This window comes from Mesorhizobium prunaredense (genome assembly GCF_900156895.1).
GTDB lineage: Bacteria > Pseudomonadota > Alphaproteobacteria > Rhizobiales > Rhizobiaceae > Mesorhizobium > Mesorhizobium prunaredense.
The window spans coordinates 113,498-132,041 of record NZ_FTPD01000082.1; the positions used below are offsets into that span (position 1 = coordinate 113,498).

Annotated in this window: 12 protein-coding genes and 1 pseudogene; 9 read left to right on the forward strand and 4 right to left on the reverse strand. The window is 63.0% G+C overall.

The genetic code is table 11. The features are described from left to right. Positions 1-60: 60 nt before the first annotated feature. Complete coding sequence (locus BQ8794_RS33305) at positions 61-840, reverse strand: SDR family oxidoreductase (protein WP_077383989.1); 780 nt, start codon at positions 838-840, stop codon at positions 61-63. A gap of 119 nt (positions 841-959) precedes the next feature. Here BQ8794_RS33305 and BQ8794_RS33310 point away from each other — a divergent pair, with 119 nt between their 5' ends. Then, complete coding sequence (locus tag BQ8794_RS33310) at positions 960-1,790, forward strand: UDP-2,3-diacylglucosamine diphosphatase (protein WP_077383990.1); 831 nt, start codon at positions 960-962, stop codon at positions 1,788-1,790. Positions 1,791-2,026: 236 nt separating this feature from the next. Continuing rightward, positions 2,027-3,244, forward strand: a complete 1,218-nt coding sequence (locus BQ8794_RS33315) for an MFS transporter (protein WP_077384140.1) — start codon at positions 2,027-2,029, stop codon at positions 3,242-3,244. On the opposite strand, the pseudogene dgcA reads toward BQ8794_RS33315, so the two are convergent. Further along, a pseudogene (dgcA, locus tag BQ8794_RS33320) lies at positions 3,215-4,197 on the reverse strand (N-acetyl-D-Glu racemase DgcA). The gene BQ8794_RS33315 and the pseudogene dgcA overlap by 30 nt on opposite strands. Before the next feature lie 99 nt (positions 4,198-4,296). On the opposite strand from dgcA, the gene BQ8794_RS33325 reads away from it, so the two are divergent. From BQ8794_RS33325 to BQ8794_RS33340, 4 genes are read left to right on the forward strand one after another with little or no spacing between them, the layout of a single operon-like run. Beyond that, positions 4,297-5,484: an ABC transporter permease gene (locus BQ8794_RS33325; protein WP_077383991.1), complete on the forward strand. Its 1,188-nt coding sequence runs from the start codon at positions 4,297-4,299 to the stop codon at positions 5,482-5,484. A gap of 1 nt (position 5,485) precedes the next feature. Continuing rightward, positions 5,486-6,304: an ABC transporter ATP-binding protein gene (locus BQ8794_RS33330; RefSeq protein ID WP_077383992.1), complete on the forward strand. Its 819-nt coding sequence runs from the start codon at positions 5,486-5,488 to the stop codon at positions 6,302-6,304. A 14-nt stretch (positions 6,305-6,318) separates the two neighbouring features. After that, the gene (locus BQ8794_RS33335) at positions 6,319-7,692 is read left to right on the forward strand and encodes an MlaD family protein (RefSeq protein ID WP_077383993.1); all 1,374 of its coding nucleotides are present in this window, start codon (positions 6,319-6,321) and stop codon (positions 7,690-7,692) included. Positions 7,693-7,738: 46 nt separating this feature from the next. Beyond that, positions 7,739-8,422, forward strand: coding sequence for an ABC-type transport auxiliary lipoprotein family protein (locus BQ8794_RS33340; RefSeq protein ID WP_244555188.1), 684 nt, complete (start codon positions 7,739-7,741; stop codon positions 8,420-8,422). Positions 8,423-8,653: 231 nt separating this feature from the next. Here the strand turns inward: BQ8794_RS33340 and BQ8794_RS33350 are convergent, their stop codons facing one another. Beyond that, positions 8,654-15,547, reverse strand: coding sequence for a kinesin (locus BQ8794_RS33350; protein WP_077383995.1), 6,894 nt, complete (start codon positions 15,545-15,547; stop codon positions 8,654-8,656). Positions 15,548-15,836: 289 nt separating this feature from the next. Here BQ8794_RS33350 and BQ8794_RS33355 point away from each other — a divergent pair, with 289 nt between their 5' ends. The 3 genes from BQ8794_RS33355 (at position 15,837) to BQ8794_RS33365 (ending at position 17,864) form a co-directional block, all read left to right on the forward strand. After that, on the forward strand, positions 15,837-16,205 hold the full coding sequence (locus tag BQ8794_RS33355; RefSeq protein WP_077383996.1) for an Hpt domain-containing protein: 369 nt from the start codon (positions 15,837-15,839) through the stop codon (positions 16,203-16,205). Between the two features lie 101 nt (positions 16,206-16,306). Continuing rightward, positions 16,307-16,627 carry a 2Fe-2S iron-sulfur cluster-binding protein gene (locus BQ8794_RS33360; RefSeq protein WP_006334837.1) on the forward strand — a complete coding sequence of 107 codons (321 nt, stop codon included), beginning with the start codon at positions 16,307-16,309 and terminating at the stop codon, positions 16,625-16,627. Positions 16,628-16,835: 208 nt separating this feature from the next. Next, positions 16,836-17,864: an NAD(P)/FAD-dependent oxidoreductase gene (locus BQ8794_RS33365; RefSeq protein WP_077384141.1), complete on the forward strand. Its 1,029-nt coding sequence runs from the start codon at positions 16,836-16,838 to the stop codon at positions 17,862-17,864. A 41-nt stretch (positions 17,865-17,905) separates the two neighbouring features. Here BQ8794_RS33365 and BQ8794_RS33370 read toward each other — a convergent pair whose 3' ends face one another. Next, a complete protein-coding gene (locus BQ8794_RS33370; RefSeq protein WP_167378936.1) occupies positions 17,906-18,523 on the reverse strand; it encodes a DUF922 domain-containing Zn-dependent protease in 618 nt (205 codons plus the stop codon). Positions 18,524-18,544: the final 21 nt, after the last annotated feature.

Here is an 18,544-nt window from a genome sequence, read left to right on the forward strand (position 1 = left end):
GAAACGGCTCCATCCCAGCCGCCTAAAGGCGTGGGGTTTCCTGATCCCCTATCGGGGACTCTAAAACGCGCTGACGTAGAGGCCGCCGTCGACCGGTATGTTCTGCCCGGTCAGGTAGCCGGCGTGAACCGAGCACAGGAAGGCGCAGATCTGGCCGAATTCCTCCGGCGTGCCGAGCCGCTTGGCCGGAACGTTGACTGCTGCCTGGGTCTTGCGTGCGGCGGCGGCAGCCGGATCTTCCGGTGTGCCGGCTTCATGCGGGGGACGCAGCCGGTCGGTGTCGTGCTTGCCCGGCAGCATATTGTTGATCGTCACATTGCGGTCGATCACCGTCCGCGCGACGCCGGCCAGGAACGAAGTCAGGCCGGCGCGCGCGCCGGACGACAGATCGAGCCCTGGAATGGGAACATAGACCGACAGCGAGGTGATGTTGACGATGCGGCCGAAGCCGCGCTCGGCCATGCCGTCGATCACAGCCTGAACCAGTTCGACCGGGGTCACCATGTTCTGGGTGACGCCTTCGAGGATCTTTTCGCGGTCGAGCTCGCGGAAATCGCGAAGCGGCGGTCCGCCATTGTTGTTGACGAGGATATCGGGATCGGGACAGGCGGCAAGCAGCGCCTTCTGCACCTCGGGCTTCGACACGTCGCCGACGATCTCGGTCACCTTGACGTCGAATCTTTCGCGCAGTTCGGCGGCGGTCTTGGCCAATTGGTCGGCGTTGCGCCCGTTGACGACCAGATCACAGCCGGCTTCGGCCAGCGCCATGGCGCAACCGCGCCCAAGGCCCTTGCTCGAAGCACAGACGATGGCCTTTTTTCCGCGAATACCGAGATCCATGGCGATTTCTCCTCTGATTGGGGTCGCAACCTACTCTTGGGGCTGGACCAATCGCAACCGTCATACGGTTGTTGCATGAATCGAGGCATAGCCTGTTCGGAAGCAACGGTGAGAATCCAATGCCTGGCGCAGAGCCCCGCACTTTCCGCAGCATGTTCATCTCCGACGTCCATCTCGGATCGAAGGCGGCGAAGGCCGAGTTCCTGATCGATTTCCTGCGCCATCACGACGCCGATATCATTTATCTCGTCGGCGACATCGTCGACGGCTGGCGGCTGAGACGGAACTGGCACTGGCCGCAAAGCCACAATGACGTCGTCCAGAAATTGCTGCGCAAGGCGCGCAAGGGCGCCAGCATCACCTACATCGCCGGCAATCACGACGAATTCGCGCGCCAGTTCCAGGGCGTGCATTTCGGCGGCATCGTCGTCGCCGACCGCGTCGTCCACGAGACCGCCGACGGCAAACGCTTTCTTGTCATCCATGGCGACCAGTTCGACACCGTCGTCCACAATGCGCGCTGGCTGGCCTATCTCGGCGACTACGCCTATGACGCGGCGATGCTGGTCAACCGCGTGGTGACGCGGCTTCGCCAGCTGCTTGGCCTGCCTTACTGGTCGTTTTCGTCCTGGGCCAAGGTCAACGTCAAGAAGGCGGTGAACTTCATCGGCTCGTTCCAGACCATGCTGACCGAGGAAGCGCGCCGCTCGCATGTCGACGGCGTGATCTGCGGTCACATCCACCATGCCGCCATCGAAAACTATGAAGACGTGCAATACATCAACACCGGCGACTGGGTGGAGAGCTGCACCGCAGTGGTCGAGCATTTCGACGGCCAGATGGAGATCCTGCACTGGGCGCACGTCCTGCCGGAGGCTCCGGTCGGCGGCGAAGTGCTGGTGCCGATCGACATCGCCGCCATCAAGGGTAGGGCAGTCCAGGCTGCCTGACGCGATGATGCGTTCATGCACGTCGCGCAAAAGCATGCCCTCAGGCCCGACCCAGGGCCCGACCCGAGGGTGTGCAGCGGTTTTGCGATAACGACATGCATAAAACAAGAACCTAAAGCGCGTCGCACGCGACGCGCTTTAGCGCAGCGGTTTCATCGCTTTTTTCGCCATGTTATGGGATCGGCGTGCGTTGGCTGGCCGGCCGGTCGAATGCTGCGCCGACGGATTGCCTGCTGATGTCCTCCCTGCCGCCGCTTTCACCAGAACAGCTCGTCAAGCCGCGTCAGTTCGAGCTGCGCATGGGCCTGATCTTCTTCACGCTTTTCGTGCCGCTCGGGATTCATTTGCCATACTTTCCGTTGTGGCTGCAGGCAAACGGTTTTGATGCCGAGCAGATAGCGATCATTCTCGCGGCACCGATGTTCCTGCGCGTGGTGACGACGCCATTGCTTACGGCACTGGCCGACAGGGCGAGCGACCGCGCCCATGTCTATGTCGCGCTGGCGGCCGCATCGCTGGCGCTGTCCGCCGGTTATTTCCTGACGCCGACCTATGCCATGGTGCTGGCCGTTTCGCTGGCGCTCACCGTCGCCTGGACACCGCATTCGCCGATTGCCGATTCGCTGGCGCTGTCGGGGGTGCGCCGCTTCGGCTCGAATTATGCCAACATGCGCAAATGGGGATCGCTCTCCTATCTGTGCGCAAATCTTGCCGGCGGGTTCATCCTGTCGGCGACCGGCGCGCAGGCTGTTCCGGTGATCATCTTCGTGGCCTTTGGCGCCGCACTTGGCGTCGCACTGATTGCGCCGCGGCTCGGCCGTCCCCGCCGTGCCTCGCCGCTTTCGGCTGCCGACATCCAGCAATCGGCGCCAAAACTCCTCAACGGCTATTTCCTGTATTTCTCAGTCGGCGTCGGCGTCATAACCGCCAGCCACGCGTTTCTCTACGGCTTCGTCTCGATCTACTGGAAATCGATCGGCATCGGCGACCAGGTTGTCGGGCTGCTTTGGGGTTGGGGTGTCCTGGCCGAGATCGGCATGTTCATGATCTTCACCCGGGTTTTCGGTTCCTTCTCGGTCGTGTCGATCATGGTGATGGCGGGAATAGGCGCGATCGTGCGCTGGATCGCCTTTCCCTTGATCTGGCCGCTTGGCCTTGGCGTTGGCGGGTTTTTCGCAGTCCAGACGCTGCACGCCGTTTCGGTTGCGCTGGTGCTGATCGGCCTGCAGAAAATGATCGGTGAGACGGTCGCGGAGGAACGCACCGGGGCAGCGCAAGGCATCGCCTATTTCTCCAACGGCTTTTTCACCGCCGTGGTGACGCTCCTGTCCGGCCCGCTTTACGACCGCTTCGGCGTCGACGGCTTTTTTGCCATGATCCCGATCGCCCTGGTCGGCCTTGCGCTGATCGGGCTTGCGGCGCGTTCAGCCCCACAGCGCCGGATCGGGCGGTGACACCAGCGAACCCTGGTAGACAAGGCCAGGCGCACGGTCGCGGGCCAGCAGCAGCGGACCGTCGAGATCGACGAAATCGGCATCCTGGGCCAACAGCACGGCCGGCGCCATGGCCAACGACGTGCCGACCATGCAGCCGACCATGACGCCAAAACCCAGTTCGCGGGCGCGGTCGCGAAGGACGAGGGCTGCGGTCAAGCCGCCCGACTTGTCGAGCTTGATGTTGACGGCATCGTAAAGGCCGACAAGCGAGGCAAGGCCCTCTGCCTGATGCACGCTTTCATCGGCGCAGATCGGCACCGGATGCGCGATGTTGCGAAGGATGCCGTCGCGGCCCGCCGGCAGCGGCTGTTCGATCAGCGCGATGCCGTGCTCGGCGGCAAAGGCCAGGTTTGCAACGATGTTGTCGTCGCTCCAGCCCTCGTTGGCGTCCAGGATGATGCGGCTCGCTGGTGCCGCCTCCCTGACCGCGCGGATGCGGGCCATATCGTTGTCGCCGCCGATCTTGACCTTGAGCAGCGGGCGCAGGGCATTGGCGCGGCCCTGGGCTGCCATGGCTTCGGCTCACCGAGCGACAGCGTGTAAGCCGTTTCCAGCGCCCTCGGCGGCGCCGTGCAGATGCTGGAAGCCACCGGCCTGCCTGTGATCTTCGCCTCCAGGTCCCATAGCGCGCAGTCGACGGCGTTGCGCGCCGCGCCCGCCGGCATGGCGTCGAGCAGCGCGGCCCGGCTGATGCCGCCCGCAATCTGCTCCCGCATCGCCTCGATCGCATCGCGCACACCCTCGATGGTTTCGCCATAGCGTTTGTAGGGGACGCATTCGCCGCGCCCGCTCTTGCCGTCCTCGCGGATCGTCACCGTGACGACCTCGGCTTCGGTTTTCGAACCGCGCGAGATGGTGAAGGTCCCGGCGATGGGAAAACGCTCGGACTCGACCGAAATGACACGCGCCATATTTTTCTGCTCCGGCTGTGCGACAACAAGCTTGTCGGCAAATCGACAGGTGGGTTCTGTCAGGATAAACAGATGGCCCGTCAGGCTAAACAGGACGCCATGTTGACGATCCGCAAACGCGACGCAAGCGGCACGACCGCCAAGGAGGCCGACCACCAGCCGCGCGTTGTGGTCGGCGAGGACGGCGGCGTCCTCGGCTGCGCTTTCTCCGGGACCTGGACGACACGCACCGTGGCGCTCGTCGACGCCGAGATGCGCAAGATCGAGAAACGCAGCGGTTTTCAGACGCTGGCGCTCGACCTTTCGCATATCGAGAAGATGGATACCGCCGGGGCCTGGGTGATCGACCGCCTGGTCAGCGCCTTCGAAAAGCAGGGTGTGAAAATCACGATGCAGGGGCAAAGCGAGGTTGCCTCGATCCTGCTCGGCGCCGTCGGTGACGCGGTTCGACGCGAACCTGATTCCGGCACCGTTGGGCCGCCGAATATCGTCATTCGCTCGCTCGAGGCGGTTGGCCGGCGCGTCTATGAGATGCGCGACGATTTCCTGGCCGCGATGAACATACTGGGAGCCACCATACGCGGCGCGCAGATGAAGCTTGGCCGCGGCCATGCGGTCAATCCGGCGGCGATCTTCAACCAGATGGACCGCATGGGCGTCGGCGCCATCCCGGTGGTCGTGCTGATGTCGGCCATCGTCGGGGCGATCGTCGCCCAGCAAGGCGCCTATCAGCTCAGCTATTTCGGTGCCGATATCTTCGTCGTCGACCTTGTCGGCGTGCTGATCCTGCGCGAGCTCGGCGTGCTGATGACTGCGATCATGATCGCTGGCCGTTCGGGCAGCGCTATCACGGCAGAGATCGGCTCGATGAAAATGCGCGAGGAGGTCGACGCGCTGAAGGTCATCGGGCTTAATCCGATCGGCGTTCTGGTGTTTCCGCGGCTGGTCGCGCTGGTGATCGCACTGCCTTGCCTGACGATCATCGCCAATTTCGCCGCACTTGGCGGCGGCATCGCGGCGGCATGGCTCTATTCCGACATCGCACCGGCCGCATTCATCGACCGGCTGCGCGTTGCCATCGATCTCAGCACCATCTTTGCCGGGCTGATCAAGGCGCCGTTCATGGCCATGATCATCGGCACGATCGCCTCCGTCGAAGGCATGAAGGTCGGCGGCAGCGCCGAATCGCTTGGGCAGCACGTGACTGCTTCAGTGGTGAAGTCGATCTTCGTGGTAATCATCCTCGACGGGCTTTTCGCCATGTTCTACGCAGCGATCGAGTTCTGATATGGCGCTGCTTGGCACAAAGCCGACCAGGACTACGCAAACGGCCGAAGAGGACGAGATCGTGCTTTCCGCGCACGACGTCACCGTCTCCTTCGCCGACAAGGTCATTCTCGACAAATTGTCGCTCCATATCCGGCGCGGCGAAATTCTCGGCTTCGTCGGCGCCTCGGGCGCCGGCAAGTCGGTTCTCCTGCGCACCATACTGGGGCTGGTGCACAAGCAGTCGGGGACGATCAAGCTGTTCGGCGTCGACGTCGAAAAGGCGAGCGAGAGGGAGCGCCTTCGCATCGACATGCGCCTTGGCGTCCTGTTTCAGCACGGCGCGCTGTTTTCGGCGCTCACGGTCCTCGAAAACGTGCAGGTGCCGATGCGCGAATACCTCGATCTGCCGAAAAAGCTGATGGACGAGCTGGCCATGCTCAAGGTCGAACTGGTCGGGTTGCCGCCGGATGCGGCGCAGAAATTCCCGTCCGAGCTTTCCGGCGGCATGATCAAGCGTGCGGCGCTGGCGCGCGCACTGGCGCTCGACCCCGACATCGTGTTTCTCGATGAGCCGACATCCGGCCTCGATCCGATCAGCGCGGCTGAGTTCGACGAACTGGTCGTCAAGCTGCGCGATACCATGGATCTGACGGTGTACATGGTCACGCACGATCTCGACACGCTGTTCACCGCTTGTGACCGGGTGGCCGTGCTCGGCAAAAAGAAAGTGCTGGTCGAAGGCACGATCGACGACATGCTCAAGAGCGAGGAACCCTGGGTGAAATCCTATTTTCGCGGAAAACGTGCGCGGCAACTTGATCTTGCGGCCCGCGAATAGCCATAAGTGGATAAATGGAAACCAGAGCCAACTACGTCATTGTCGGCATTTTCACGCTAGCCGCGATCCTGGCAGCATTCGCGTTCGTCTATTGGACGGCCGCGATCGGCGACAGGGGTGAGACGGCGATGCTGAAGGTCCGCATTCCGGGATCGGCTTCCGGCCTCGGCCGCGGCAGTTTCGTGCTGTTCAACGGCGTCAGGGTTGGGGATGTCAGGCGCGTCTATATCGACCCCGCCAATCCGAACGACGCCATAGCCGAAGCCGAAATAGGCCGCACGACACCGATCACCAAATCGACGCAGGCCGATATCGGGATCGTCAGCCTCGCCGGCCAGGCCAGTATCGAGCTCAGGGGCGCTGACCCCAAGGAGGTAAACCTTCTCGACCAGGCGGAACAGGAGGGCCGCGTCGCCGAGATCGTCGCCAACCCGTCTGCGGTCACCAACCTGTTGCAGACGGCGCAGAATATCTTCACCCGCGCCGATACGGTTCTCACCCAGCTCGAAGACTTCACCAGGGACGTTCGCGGACCGCTGACGCAGACCGTCACCAACGTGCAGACCTTCTCCGATGCGCTGGCCAAGAACTCCGACGGCATCGACAAATTCCTCGCCAGCGTCAGTTCGCTGTCGGAGGAACTGAGGGGCGTCTCGGGCAAGCTTGACGGCACGTTGAAGGCGGCGGAAGGGCTGCTCAACGCCGTCGACAAGGATCAGATCAAGAGCATTGTCGCCAATGTCGATACCGTGACCAAGAACCTGAAGGAAACCAGCAAGCAGTTCGACACGGTCGTCAGGAATGTCGACACCGCGGTGGGGTCGATCAACGATTTCGCCCAAAGGACGCAGGGCACGCTGGCCAAGGTCGACGGCGTTCTCGACGGCATCGACCCGGCACAGGTCCGCACCGCGCTGGCCAACATCCAGAAGGCCAGCGAAAATGCCAACGAGGCTGCCGCCGACATCGCCAAGGTGACCAACAAATTCGCCAACCGGGCCGACGATATCGACCAGACGATCAAGGACGCGCAGCAGCTCGCGGAGCGCCTCAACGACGCTTCGGTGCGTGTCGACGGCATCCTCGCCAAAGTCGATACATTGCTCGGCTCAGGCCAGGCCGACGGCATGATAGCCGATGCCAGGAATACACTGAAATCATTCAAGCAGGTCGCCGACACGCTGAACGCCCGCCTCGGCACCATCACCGACAATCTGGCGCGATTCTCCGGCCAGGGCCTGCAGGACGTCGAAGCGCTGGTCCAGGACAGCCGCCGTTCGATCAACCGCATCGAAGAGGCGGTGACGGATCTCAGCCGCAATCCGCAGCGAATCCTGTCAGGCGGCGAAGGCGAGGTTCGGCAATTCGATGGCAGGGTGCGGCGTTGACTTCGGCTTTCGCCGGCCCCAAGAACGGCAGGCAAGTACGCTGCGGATGCGATTTGCTCATTCGATTCGGGGACAATGGGGATCGCGTGTGAAGTCGGTCGTGCTTAAATTGGGCGTGCTTAAATTGGGCGGGGTCAAAGCGGGCGGGCTCAAAGCGGGTGTGGCATTGCTTGCGTTTTCGCTGGCCGGCTGCGCGTTTTTGCCGGGCGGCGGGCCGGCGCCCCTGGACACATTCGAGCTGTCGGCGCCGTCGCTCGATGCGCGCGGCCGCGGCCGCCAGCAGATCCTCATCGCCCAGCCTTCCGCGCTCAAGGCGCTGGACAGCCAGAACATCGTCATCAAGCCGTCGGTGCGCTCGATCCAGTACCTCAAGGGAGCGCAATGGGCCGACCGGCTGCCGCTGATTGTGCAGGCGCGGCTGGCCGAGACATTCCAGCGCTCCGGCAGTTTCGCCGGCGTCGGCAAGCCGGGCGAGGGCCTGGCGATCGACTATCAGGTGATCGTCGAGGTCCGTTCCTTCGAAGTCCGCGTCGACGGCGGCGAACATGCCGAGGTCGAGCTGTTCGTGCGGATATTGAACGACCGCAATGGCGAGGTGCGCGCCTCCAAGAGCTTCAACGCGACCGCGCCCGTCTCGGGCAGCGGCAACCAGGCCTATGTCGACGCGCTCGACAGGGCGTTCGGCGATGCCGCCAAGGACATCGTCCGCTGGACCGATTCGGTGATCTGACCACAGCCGTAGCGGCCGGGCACGGCACTCAATTGTCGAAGCCGGCGCCGCCCCTCATCGCCCTGCCGGGCACTTCTCCCCGTATGGTGACGGGGAGAAGGACGCCTTCGCAAAGGATTTCGCCAATCTCCAGCGTTGCAGTGAAGGTGCCGAGGTTGTGGCCATCGGGCTTCTCCCCGTTTACGGGGAGAAGGTGCCGGCAGGCGGATGAGGGGGCAGCGCCAACGCTGATCAATGCAGGCGGCCACTGGCGTGGGCTAGCATCGTATAGACCTTGCCGGTGTCCGACGTCAGGTAGGTCTGCGCCATCATGTTGTCGCGGTCGTTGCGCGAGACGTCCTTGAGCAGCTTTTCGAAGTCGTCGCAGTAACGGTCGACGGCGGCGCGGAATTCCGCCTCCATCTGATATTTGCGGCGGATCTCGTCGAACGTCTGCTGGCCCTTCAGCGTGTAGAGACGCCGGGTGAAGACGTCACGCTCGCCGCTCCGGTAGCGGTTCCACAGCTCGATCGAGGCGTCGTGATCGATGGCACGGGCGATGTCGACGGAAAGCGAGTTGAGCGACTCCACGACATGAAGCGGCGAGCGCTGGGCAGGGGCCGCCGAGCGTGGCGCTTCCGAAGGTGCAGCGGGCTTGGCGGCCTCTTCGCGCGATGCCCCGGTCAAGAGATCGCGCACCCAGCCGCCCTGCGGCGTGCGGCCATTAGGGTCGCGCTGGCGCGGCGCTGTCTCCGACGAGCGTTCCAGGTCGCCGCGCAGTGCGGTGTCACCCGACGGCGCCTGCGGGGCAAGGGGTTCCGGTGCCGGAGGACGGCGCAGCGGCTCAGTGGCGCGCGGGGCAGGCGTCTGCTGTGCCGGACGCAGGTTGCGCGGCTCGGAGGAGTCGGTGCTGCGGCCAGATTTCGCAACGATTTCCGAGAGTTCCTTCAGCGCGTTGATCTGCTCGGAAACGGCACGGCGGATGGCCGTTGTCGATTCCTTTGCCTCTTCCGGCATCTCGATGACGCCCTTCTTGAGCTCGGCGCGGGTAAGGTCGAGCTCGCTCTTGATCGAGCTGGCGGTGCGTCGCATCTCCTCGGTCGCGTCGGCAAAGCGCTTGGTTGCCGAATCGACGACGTCGGCAATGGAGGTACGGATCTTGTCCGCCGACTCCAGCGTCTTGCCTTCGGCGTTCTGCAACGTCTGGCCGACCAGATCCTCGAACGAGCGCATGACTTTTTCGAGATCCTCCGACTTCTTGACCAGGCCGACGGCGAGGTCCTCCAGCGACGACTGCCTTTCCAGCGTGTGTTCGAGGTTGCTCTGGGCCGAGCTCAACAGATCCGAAGCACTCGACAGCAACCGGCTGTGCTCGTCGAACTTGGTGGCGATCGAGGCAACCTCGCGCAAGGTCGAGGATGACAGCTCGGTAAGCCGTGTCGTGTTCGAATCGACCAGACGCGCCGAGCTGGCGAAAGTCTGCGCGGCTTTTTCCGTTGTCGCCGCAAAGCTTTGCGTGCTGCCGGTCAGGCGTTCGTCAACCTGGCCGAGATTGGCCGCCGCCTGTTCGATCAGCTGGCCGAGCTGTGTGCTCGAGGTGCTCATGCGGCCGATGAGTTCGGCGACGCTGTCGGCGAGCGTCGAGCGCGCCCCTTCGACGGCCGACAATGTTTCGGCCGTGCGGCTGGCGAGCGCATCGACCAAGGCGGCGTTTTCGCTGCGCAGCTTCTCGGTGGCGCGTTCGGTCACCTCTTCCATGCTCTTTTGCAGTTCCGAGCCGCCCAGGGCGAAGCGCTCGACCAGAGGCCGTGCCGTTTCGTCGAGGATTTTCGAGATTTCGGCCGAACGTGCCGCAAGCATGGTGTTGAGCTCGCGGGTGTTGGTGCCGATGGTCTTCGCCGCGTCGTTGGTGCTCTGGCCGATATGCTGGCCGACCGCAGTGAAGGTTTCGGCGATCGAGTTGGCGCGCGAAATGAGCTGCGCCTCAGCGGTCGAAACCTGCTCGTTGAGCTTCTGGCCTATCGTTTCGGTGGTGTAGACGAGACGGTTTTCGACGCCGGCAACCTGTTCCTCGACGCGAGCCGCCGCAGCCGCTGCGCTGGAGGCCAGGCGCTCGTCGGCGCCGGCGAGCGCCTGCTCGATCTCACGGGCGTGGACGGCCAGTTCCTGCCCGGTCTGCTTGGCGCGTTCGGCAACCCGCTGCTCGGTGCTGGCGAAGGCGCCGACGATGTTGTCGGCATGTTCTCCGATCGTCGACGTGCTGTCGGCGATACGGGACACCAGGCGGTGATCCGCCTCATCGAAGATACGGCCGATCTCCGACGCGCGGGCCGACAGCGCTTCCGAACCTTCGGCGATGCGCGAGATCAGCTGCTGGTCGGCGGCATCGAAAATGCGGCCAAGGTCCGATGCACGCGCTGCGAGTGCTTCGGCCGATTCGCCGATGCGCACGCTGAGCCGTTCGTCGGCGCCTTCGAAATTGCGCAGGATGTCGCCGGCGCGTTCCGCCAGCGACTGCGCCGTTTCGACCGCGCGGGCAACCAGCTTCTGGTCCGCCGCATCGAATGTACCGGCGATCTCGCTGGCACGGGCAGCCATCTGGTCGACCGTTTCCTGGGCGCGCGCCAGCAACGAGTTTGAGGTGTCGTCGACGCGGGCCATGATTGCGCTCGATGTATCCTCGGCCCGGGCAACGAGCGCGCTCGACGTGTCTTCGGCACGTGCGGCGAGGCGGCGATCCGCTTCCTCGAAGGTGCGTGCGATATCCTCCGCCCTGGCGAGCAGGGCAGCGGAGGTCTGCTCCGCCCGTTCGGCGATCTTGCGATCGGCGTCACTGAAAGCCGCGCCTGCCTGCTCATGCAGTGCGCTGGTGACTTCCATGACCTTTTCGCGCAGCGCTCCGGCAACGAAGACGGCGCTCTTTTCGAGCACGTTGCGGACGTTGTCGACGCCGGTCGACAGCGCGCGCTCCATGGTCCCGGCGCGCTCCTCGATGATGCCGGTCTGGCGGCTGAACGCCTGCTCGATCTTTTCGACGTCGGCGGCAATGGCGTCCGTGATGTCGGTGCTTCTGGCGGCGATCTGGTCGATATGGCCGGACAGGGAACGGTCGACTTCCTTGCGCGTGTCGGCGAGCTTGGAGAGATCGTCCTCCAGCGCACGGGTCAGCGCGTCGCGGCCTTCGGCCAGCTTGCCGACGTGCCCGGCGATGATGTCGTCTATGTCGCTGCGGCTCGCCGCAATTTTCTGCAGGTCTGCTTCCAGCGCACGTCTGAGGATGTCGCGGCCTTCGGCCAGTTTCTCGACCTGGCCGGCAACCAGCCCGTCGATGCTCGACCGGCTTTCCGCCAGCTTGGCGAGATCGTCTTCAAGCGCCTTGGACAGGATCGAGCGGTCCTGGATGAGCTTCTCGGCGTGGCTGTTTACAAGACCGTTGACGCTGCCGAGGTCGGCCTCCAGCGCCCGCGCAAACTCTGCGCGATTGTCGGTCAACTGCTGAGACTGGTCGGCGACGACACCCTTGATGGTATTGAGGTCTGCTTCCAACGCGCGTCTGAGCAGGTCGCGGCCTTCGGCCAGCTTCTCGACCTGGCCGGCAACCAGCCCGTCGATGCTCGACCGGCTTTCCGCCAATTTGGTGAGATCGTCTTCGAGCGCCTGGGACAGGGTCGAGCGGTCTGCGGCGAGCCTGTTCATGTGATCGGAGATCAGGCCATTCACATTCTGCAGGTCGGTCTCCAACGCTTGTGACAGTTGACCACGATCTTCCGCCAGCTTTTCGGACTGGCCTGAAATGACCTCCTTGATCGTGTTGAGATCGGATTCGAGCGCGCGCTTGAGAATGTCGCGGCCCTCGGCCAGCTTCTCGACCTGGCCGGCAACCAGCCCGTCGATGCTCGACCGGCTTTCGGCCAGCTTGGCGAGATCGTCTTCGAGCGCCTTCGACAGGATCGAGCGGTCTTCCACAAGCTTTTCCGACTGGTCTGATAAAACGCTTTTGATCGTGTTGAGATCGGATTCGAGCGCGCGTTTGAGAATGTCGCGACCCTCGGCCAGTTTCTCGACCTGCCCGGTAACCAGCCCATCGATGCTCGACCGGCTTTCGGCCAATTTGGCGAGATCGTCTTCGAGCGCCTGGGACAGGGTCGAGCGATCTGCGGCGAGCCTGTTCATGTGATCGGAGATAAGGCCGTTCACGCTCTGCAGGTCGGTTTCCAACGCCTTCGAGAGCTGACCACGGTCTTCCGCCAGCTTTTCCGACTGGCCTGATAGGACCTCCTTGATCGTGTTGAGATCGGATTCCAGCGCGCGCTTGAGGATGTCGCGGCCCTCGGCCAGCTTCTCGACCTGACCGGCGACCAGCCCGTCGATGCTCGTCCGGCTTTCCGCCAGCTTGGCGAGATCGTCTTCGAGCGCCTTCGACAGGATTGAGCGGTCCTCGGCGAGCCTGTTCATGTGATCGGAGATAAGGCCATTCACGCTCTGCAGGTCGGCCTCCAACGCCTTCGAGAGCTGACCACGGTCTTCCGCCAGCTTTTCCGCCTGCCCTGAAATGACCTCCTTGATCGTGTTGAGATCGGATTCCAGCGCGCGCTTGAGGATGTTGCGGCCTTCGGCCAGCTTCTCGACCTGACCGGCGACCAGCCCGTCGATGCTCGACCGGCTTTCCGCCAATTTGGCAAGGTCTGCCTCGAGCGTTTGCGAAAGCAGGCTGCGATCGTCGGCGAGCCTGCCCGAATGGTCCTCGATCAGGCCTCGGATGCCCGACAGGTCGTCTTCGAGCGAACGCGAAAGCTCGCTGCGGTCTTCCGCCAGTTTGGCGGAATGGGTCTCGATGAGACCCTTGATGCCGACAATGTCGGTTTCCAAAGCCTTGGCGAGTAAGGCGCGACCTTCGGCGATCTTCTCGACCTGGCCAGCGACCAGGCCGTCGATGCTGGCGCGACTGTCGGCCAGCTTGCCGAGATCGGCATCGAGAGCGCGTGAAAGAATGCTGCGGCCTTCGGCGAGCTTGCCAACATGGCCGGCAACCATTTCGTCAATGATCGTGCGGGCTTGTATAAGTTTTCCGGAGTCTTCGTTCAAAGCCTGCGAAAGCCTGTTGCGGCCCTCTTCGAGCCGTTCGAGATGGCTGCCGAGCGACGCATCGATGGCGGCGCGCGACTCGTTGACCTTGCGCAGATCCTCCTCGAGGGCGCGCGAGATCAGGTTGCGGCCTTCGGCAAGCCTTTGCACCTGGTCGGTGACAGCCGCATCGATGCCGGCGCGGCTTTCGGCGAATTTCTCCAGATCGGCCTGCATCGCCGCCGTCATGTGTTCGCGGCTTTCGGAAAGCTTGCGGCTGTGGTTCTCGACAGCCTCCTCGATGCCGACGCGGGCATCGGCAAGCCGCTGGATGTCGGCGTCGAAGGCGCGCGACACCACATGACGGGCCGCTTCCATGCGGCCGGCGAAATCGCCGGCGCGTGCTTCGAGCATGGACGAGGTCGACGAAACGATGTCGGCCATGTCGGCGCCGATCTGGGTCTTGCCCTGATCGATCATCGCCGAAAGCGTCTCCTTGCTCTCCTGGAAGGTATGGGCGATTTCGCGCGCGCGCTCGACCAGGGTCTCGTTGATCTGGCGTGCGCGGGCCTCGAGCGCGGCGTTGAGCTTTTGGGTGCCGGTGTCCAGCGCTTCGGCGCGGGTCTGGAACTCACTGATCAGCACCTGGCCGCGTTCGGCCAGCGTCCGCTCGATGCCGTCAAGGCTGGCTTCGAATTCGGAGTTGAGCGTGCGTGCGGCGCCGCCGAGCAGCGACACCATGCCGGAGGTCCGATCGTCGAGCAGATCGGTCAGCGACCGGGTGAGGCCGTCGGTCGTCTCCGTCAGCTTGGCAATGCGTGTGTCGAGAAGGCTGGCGAAGGCTTCGCCGGAGGTCGACAGCCGGTCAGTGATGGATTCGAGCCGGCCTTCCACCGAATCGAAGATCGACAGCGAGCTTTGATTGATCCTGTCGATCAGCGTGTCGCCGGAATTGGTGATGGTCATCGACAGGTTGGTCGAGGCGTTGAGGATGCTGTCGCGAATGATGTCGCTGGCAGCCCCGATTTCGTCCTTCAGCGTCTCATGCGCGCCGGTGATCGAGGCGCGCACGCGTTCGGCGTGGCTGACCACCGCTTCGCGCTCGCTGCCCAGCCCGTCGACAAGCGAGCGGATGCGGGATTCATTCTCCGAATAGGAGCGTTCGATCTGGTTGACCTCGCTGTGGACCAGGGTTTCGAGTTCGACAGCACGTGCAAGCGTGCGCTCGATGCCTTCACCCATGGCCGCAACCTCGCGGCGGACGGCTTGCCCGATCATCATGACGCGATCCTGGGCGATTTGTTCCGGCTCGGTCAGGCGGAAAGCCACTTCCGTCATCGACTGAGCGGCGATGCGCATCTCCTGCGCGCGGCGAATCATGGCTGCAAACGCCCAGAACAGGAGGACGGGCAGGATCGCAGCGATCGCCAGGCCAATCAGTTCGGGACGGGCGAAAAACTGGTCGGGGGTGCGGATTTGCCAAATGCCTGGGCCAAACAGCAGATTGGCCAATGCACCGGCGCCCGCGATCCAGGCGAGCGAAACGAGCGCCACGACCCAGTAGATCGTGTTCGAGGCACGCCGATTGAGGGTGTGCAGCAGCGTCTTGTAATCTTTTTGACGAGGATCGTTGGCCGGCGTGAAGCCGGCCGGCTGCGTGCCATTGCGGGTTTCAAAGGGGCGCGTCTCAATAGGGCGCGTTTCAACAGGGCGCAGTTCAGCAGGGCGCGGTTCAGCCGGCCTGGCGTTTGCCGCTTCTCTCTGGTCCTGGGCTTGCTGGTCCTGATTGGCTGCAGGCTCGGCACTCTGGCTCTGGGTGACGACAGGCTCGGCATTCTGGTTCTGGTTGACGACAGGCTCGGCATTCTGGTTCTGGTTGACGACAGGCTCGGCATCCTGGTCACGGCCCTCGCGTGCCAACTCGTCGGCGGCCTGCGATATCTGCGCTTCCAGATCCTCCATCGACGCTGCGATGTCGAGGTCGCCGCCGGCATCGCCGCTCAGATCGATTTCAAGTGCTTTTTCGAGTTCCCTGGCTACGTCGTTGTCGAGCGTTCTTGTCGTCGATGTTTTCTTCGCCATGCTTTCGCTACCCTGTACAAGCTGCCGCGGGACTGTTGATTTTGCTTTTCGTGTCCCACGCAAGAGGCTGAAAATGGACCTTTCGTATCGTAATGACACACCGGGGTAAAGAAAACATCCATTCGGTGCGATACGTAAAACTTTAAATATAAGGTTAACAGAGCTGTGATTCCGGCGCCGCTACCGCAACATTTTTCCGGGCCAATCATTAACCCGTCGTCCACAGGATGGGCCTATTTTTTGGCGGCTGCCTATTTTTTGGCGGCTGGAAGAACGGAGTTGCAGATCCATGCGTGGCGAAGACGGCATTGCCTTCTCGATGCCCGGCGGCGATGTGTCGGGAACGGCCGGGTCGCGGCCCGTGGACCTGGCGCATCTGGCGCGCCAGACGATGGGCGACCGCAGCCTCGAACAGGAGGTGCTGGCGCTGTTCGTGCAGCAGGCATTGTCGGTTCGCGACAGGATCGTCGACGCCGATGTGAAGCAAAGACTGCTCCTGGCGCACGGGCTGAAAGGCTCGGCGCGCGGCGTCGGCGCCTTCGCTGTTGCCGATTGCGCCGGCGCGATCGAACTTCAACCTGAAGATACCAATACCCTCAAGCGGCTTGGCTCCCTGATCGAAGAAGTCCGCGATTTCGTCGCCGCCATCAGCCGTTAAACCCATTTCCGAAAAAAAACGGCATAGAGCGCCGCTTTCGCGCCGCAGTTGACTTGTCAGCGGGAGTGATTATCTCGGCTGGGACTCCCTTCAGGTGACAAATGACCAAGCTGACCTTCATCGCCCATGACGGCACACATTTTGACGTGGATGCCGAAAACGGCTCGACCGTCATGGAGAACGCGATCCGCAACGCCGTGCCGGGGATCGAGGCCGAATGCGGCGGCGCTTGCGCCTGCGCGACCTGTCATGTCTATGTCGATGAGGCATGGACGGCGGAGGTCGGCGAGCCGGAAGCGATGGAAGAGGACATGCTGGACTTCGCCTACGACGTCCAGCCGAACTCACGGCTCTCCTGTCAAATCAAGGTACGCGACGCTCTCGACGGCCTGGTTGTGCGTGTGCCCGCCCGCCAGGGCTGAAGCGTGGAGGCTTAAGCGATAGATATCGCCGATTTTTCCGGCCCCGGCTTGGCAGTGGGCCAATGGTCATGCAGTGTCGCGCCGTTCTCTACAGCGCCGCACGTTCCCTGGAACACGCAAAGCGCGCTGTAGCACCGTGATTTTGGCGCAGGATCCCCGGCGAGAATCGATTCCGATTTTCGGGGTCATGCGCATCGAAGGCGCATTCATGACCGATATCATCAGGACGGACGTATTGATTGTCGGGGCAGGGCCTGTCGGCCTGTTCGCCGTGTTCGAGCTCGGCCTCTTCGACATGAAATGCCATCTGATCGACATACTCGATCGGCCCGGCGGGCAATGCGCCGAACTCTATCCGGAAAAGCCGATCTACGACATTCCCGGCTGGCCATCGATCTCGGCCCAGGGCCTGGTCGACAGACTGCTTGAGCAGATCGCGCCGTTCAAGCCCGACTTCACCTTTAACCGCATGGTCTCGAGCCTCGAAAAGCTTGAGGACGGCAGCTTTCGCGTCATCACCGACGAGAACGAGGTGTTTGAAGCCAAGGTTGTGGTTATCGCCGCCGGCGGCGGCTCTTTCCAGCCGAAGCGGCCGCCAATTCCGGGCATCGAGCCTTATGAGGGCAAGAGCGTCTTCTACTCGGTTCGCCGGATGGAGGAATTCCGCGGCCACGACCTGGTTATCGTCGGCGGCGGCGATTCGGCGCTCGACTGGACGCTGAACCTGCAGCCGGTGGCCAAGAGCGTGACGCTGGTCCACCGGCGGCCGGAGTTCCGCGCGGCGCCCGACAGCGTCAACAAGATGTACGCCATGCAGGAGATGAAGGAACTGGATTTCCAGGTCGGGCAGGTGACCGGCCTGACCGGCACGGACGGCCATCTCTCGGCGGCGACCATCAAGGGACCCGACGGTGACACCGAGGTGCCATGCACTCGGTTGCTGCCGTTCTTCGGCCTGACCATGAAGCTCGGACCGATCGCCGAGTGGGGGCTCAATCTTCATGAGAACCTGATCCCGGTCGACACCGAGAAATTCCAGACGTCGGTACCGGGCATCTTCGCCGTCGGCGACATCAACTGGTATCCCGGCAAGCTGAAGCTGATCCTGTCGGGCTTCCATGAGGTCGCCCTGATGGCGCAGGCCGCCAAGCGCATCGTCAGCCCCGGCGAGCGCATCGTATTCCAGTATACGACGTCGTCGACCAGCCTGCAGAAGAAGCTCGGCGTCGCCGGCTGAGCTTTTACTCCCCGAGAATCGACCTTACCGTCTGGCCGAAGCTAACCCGGCAGCCGGCCGTTTTCGATCCGCTTCATGCGATAGCGCAGCAGCCGCAGGATGCGGCTTTCGAAATTGATGGTTTCGACGCGATCGAACTGCATCTGGGCGCGGTCGTGCTTGGCAAGAATAGCGGCGGAGATCTCCGCTGCCTTGGCCTTGGCCTCCTGGCAAGTCTTGCGCGGGTGGGTCGCCTTCAGCGCATCCTCGAGTTCGCTGGCATGGTTCTTGGCGATCTCGACATGGCGGTCCTCATGACGCTTGATGTCGGCGGACAATGTATCCCAAAACAGCTTTACGCCGGCATCAGCCTTGCGCGGGCGGCGCCACTCGGGAAGGATCACCTTGACCTTGACGGTGACGTTGGCGTCGGCAATCGCGCAGGAGCTCGATTTTTCCGCATAGCTGACGCGGGTGGTGAACGCCATCTGCGTGGCGCCTGGATGCCGCATCCCGGTGCTTTTCACCCGAGGTCCAAGTTTCGTAAGCTGGGATCCGATATCATCGAGCGTTCTGCCGCCGATGCTGAAATAGCTATATGTCTTCACCAAATTCGCCGTGCCCGCCGGCAAGGCGGAACAAGCAAGCATCAGGGCGCAAAGCAGGGATCGTTTCATCATGTTGCCTCTTTGCCCACCTTG

What these genes read in the sequence shown, in the direction of transcription:
- BQ8794_RS33305 (WP_077383989.1), bottom strand. Translation starts at nt 840, where the DNA reads ATGGATCTCGGTATTCGCGGAAAAAAGGCCATCGTCTGTGCTTCGAGC.
- BQ8794_RS33310 (WP_077383990.1), top strand. Translation starts at nt 960, where the DNA reads ATGCCTGGCGCAGAGCCCCGCACTTTCCGCAGCATGTTCATCTCCGAC.
- BQ8794_RS33370 (WP_167378936.1), bottom strand. Translation starts at nt 18,523, where the DNA reads ATGATGAAACGATCCCTGCTTTGCGCCCTGATGCTTGCTTGTTCCGCC.
- BQ8794_RS33340 (WP_244555188.1), top strand. Translation starts at nt 7,739, where the DNA reads ATGCGATTTGCTCATTCGATTCGGGGACAATGGGGATCGCGTGTGAAG.
- BQ8794_RS33350 (WP_077383995.1), bottom strand. Translation starts at nt 15,547, where the DNA reads ATGGCGAAGAAAACATCGACGACAAGAACGCTCGACAACGACGTAGCC.
- BQ8794_RS33330 (WP_077383992.1), top strand. Translation starts at nt 5,486, where the DNA reads ATGGCGCTGCTTGGCACAAAGCCGACCAGGACTACGCAAACGGCCGAA.
- BQ8794_RS33365 (WP_077384141.1), top strand. Translation starts at nt 16,836, where the DNA reads ATGACCGATATCATCAGGACGGACGTATTGATTGTCGGGGCAGGGCCT.
- BQ8794_RS33315 (WP_077384140.1), top strand. Translation starts at nt 2,027, where the DNA reads ATGTCCTCCCTGCCGCCGCTTTCACCAGAACAGCTCGTCAAGCCGCGT.
- BQ8794_RS33355 (WP_077383996.1), top strand. Translation starts at nt 15,837, where the DNA reads ATGCGTGGCGAAGACGGCATTGCCTTCTCGATGCCCGGCGGCGATGTG.
- BQ8794_RS33360 (WP_006334837.1), top strand. Translation starts at nt 16,307, where the DNA reads ATGACCAAGCTGACCTTCATCGCCCATGACGGCACACATTTTGACGTG.
- BQ8794_RS33335 (WP_077383993.1), top strand. Translation starts at nt 6,319, where the DNA reads ATGGAAACCAGAGCCAACTACGTCATTGTCGGCATTTTCACGCTAGCC.
- BQ8794_RS33325 (WP_077383991.1), top strand. Translation starts at nt 4,297, where the DNA reads ATGTTGACGATCCGCAAACGCGACGCAAGCGGCACGACCGCCAAGGAG.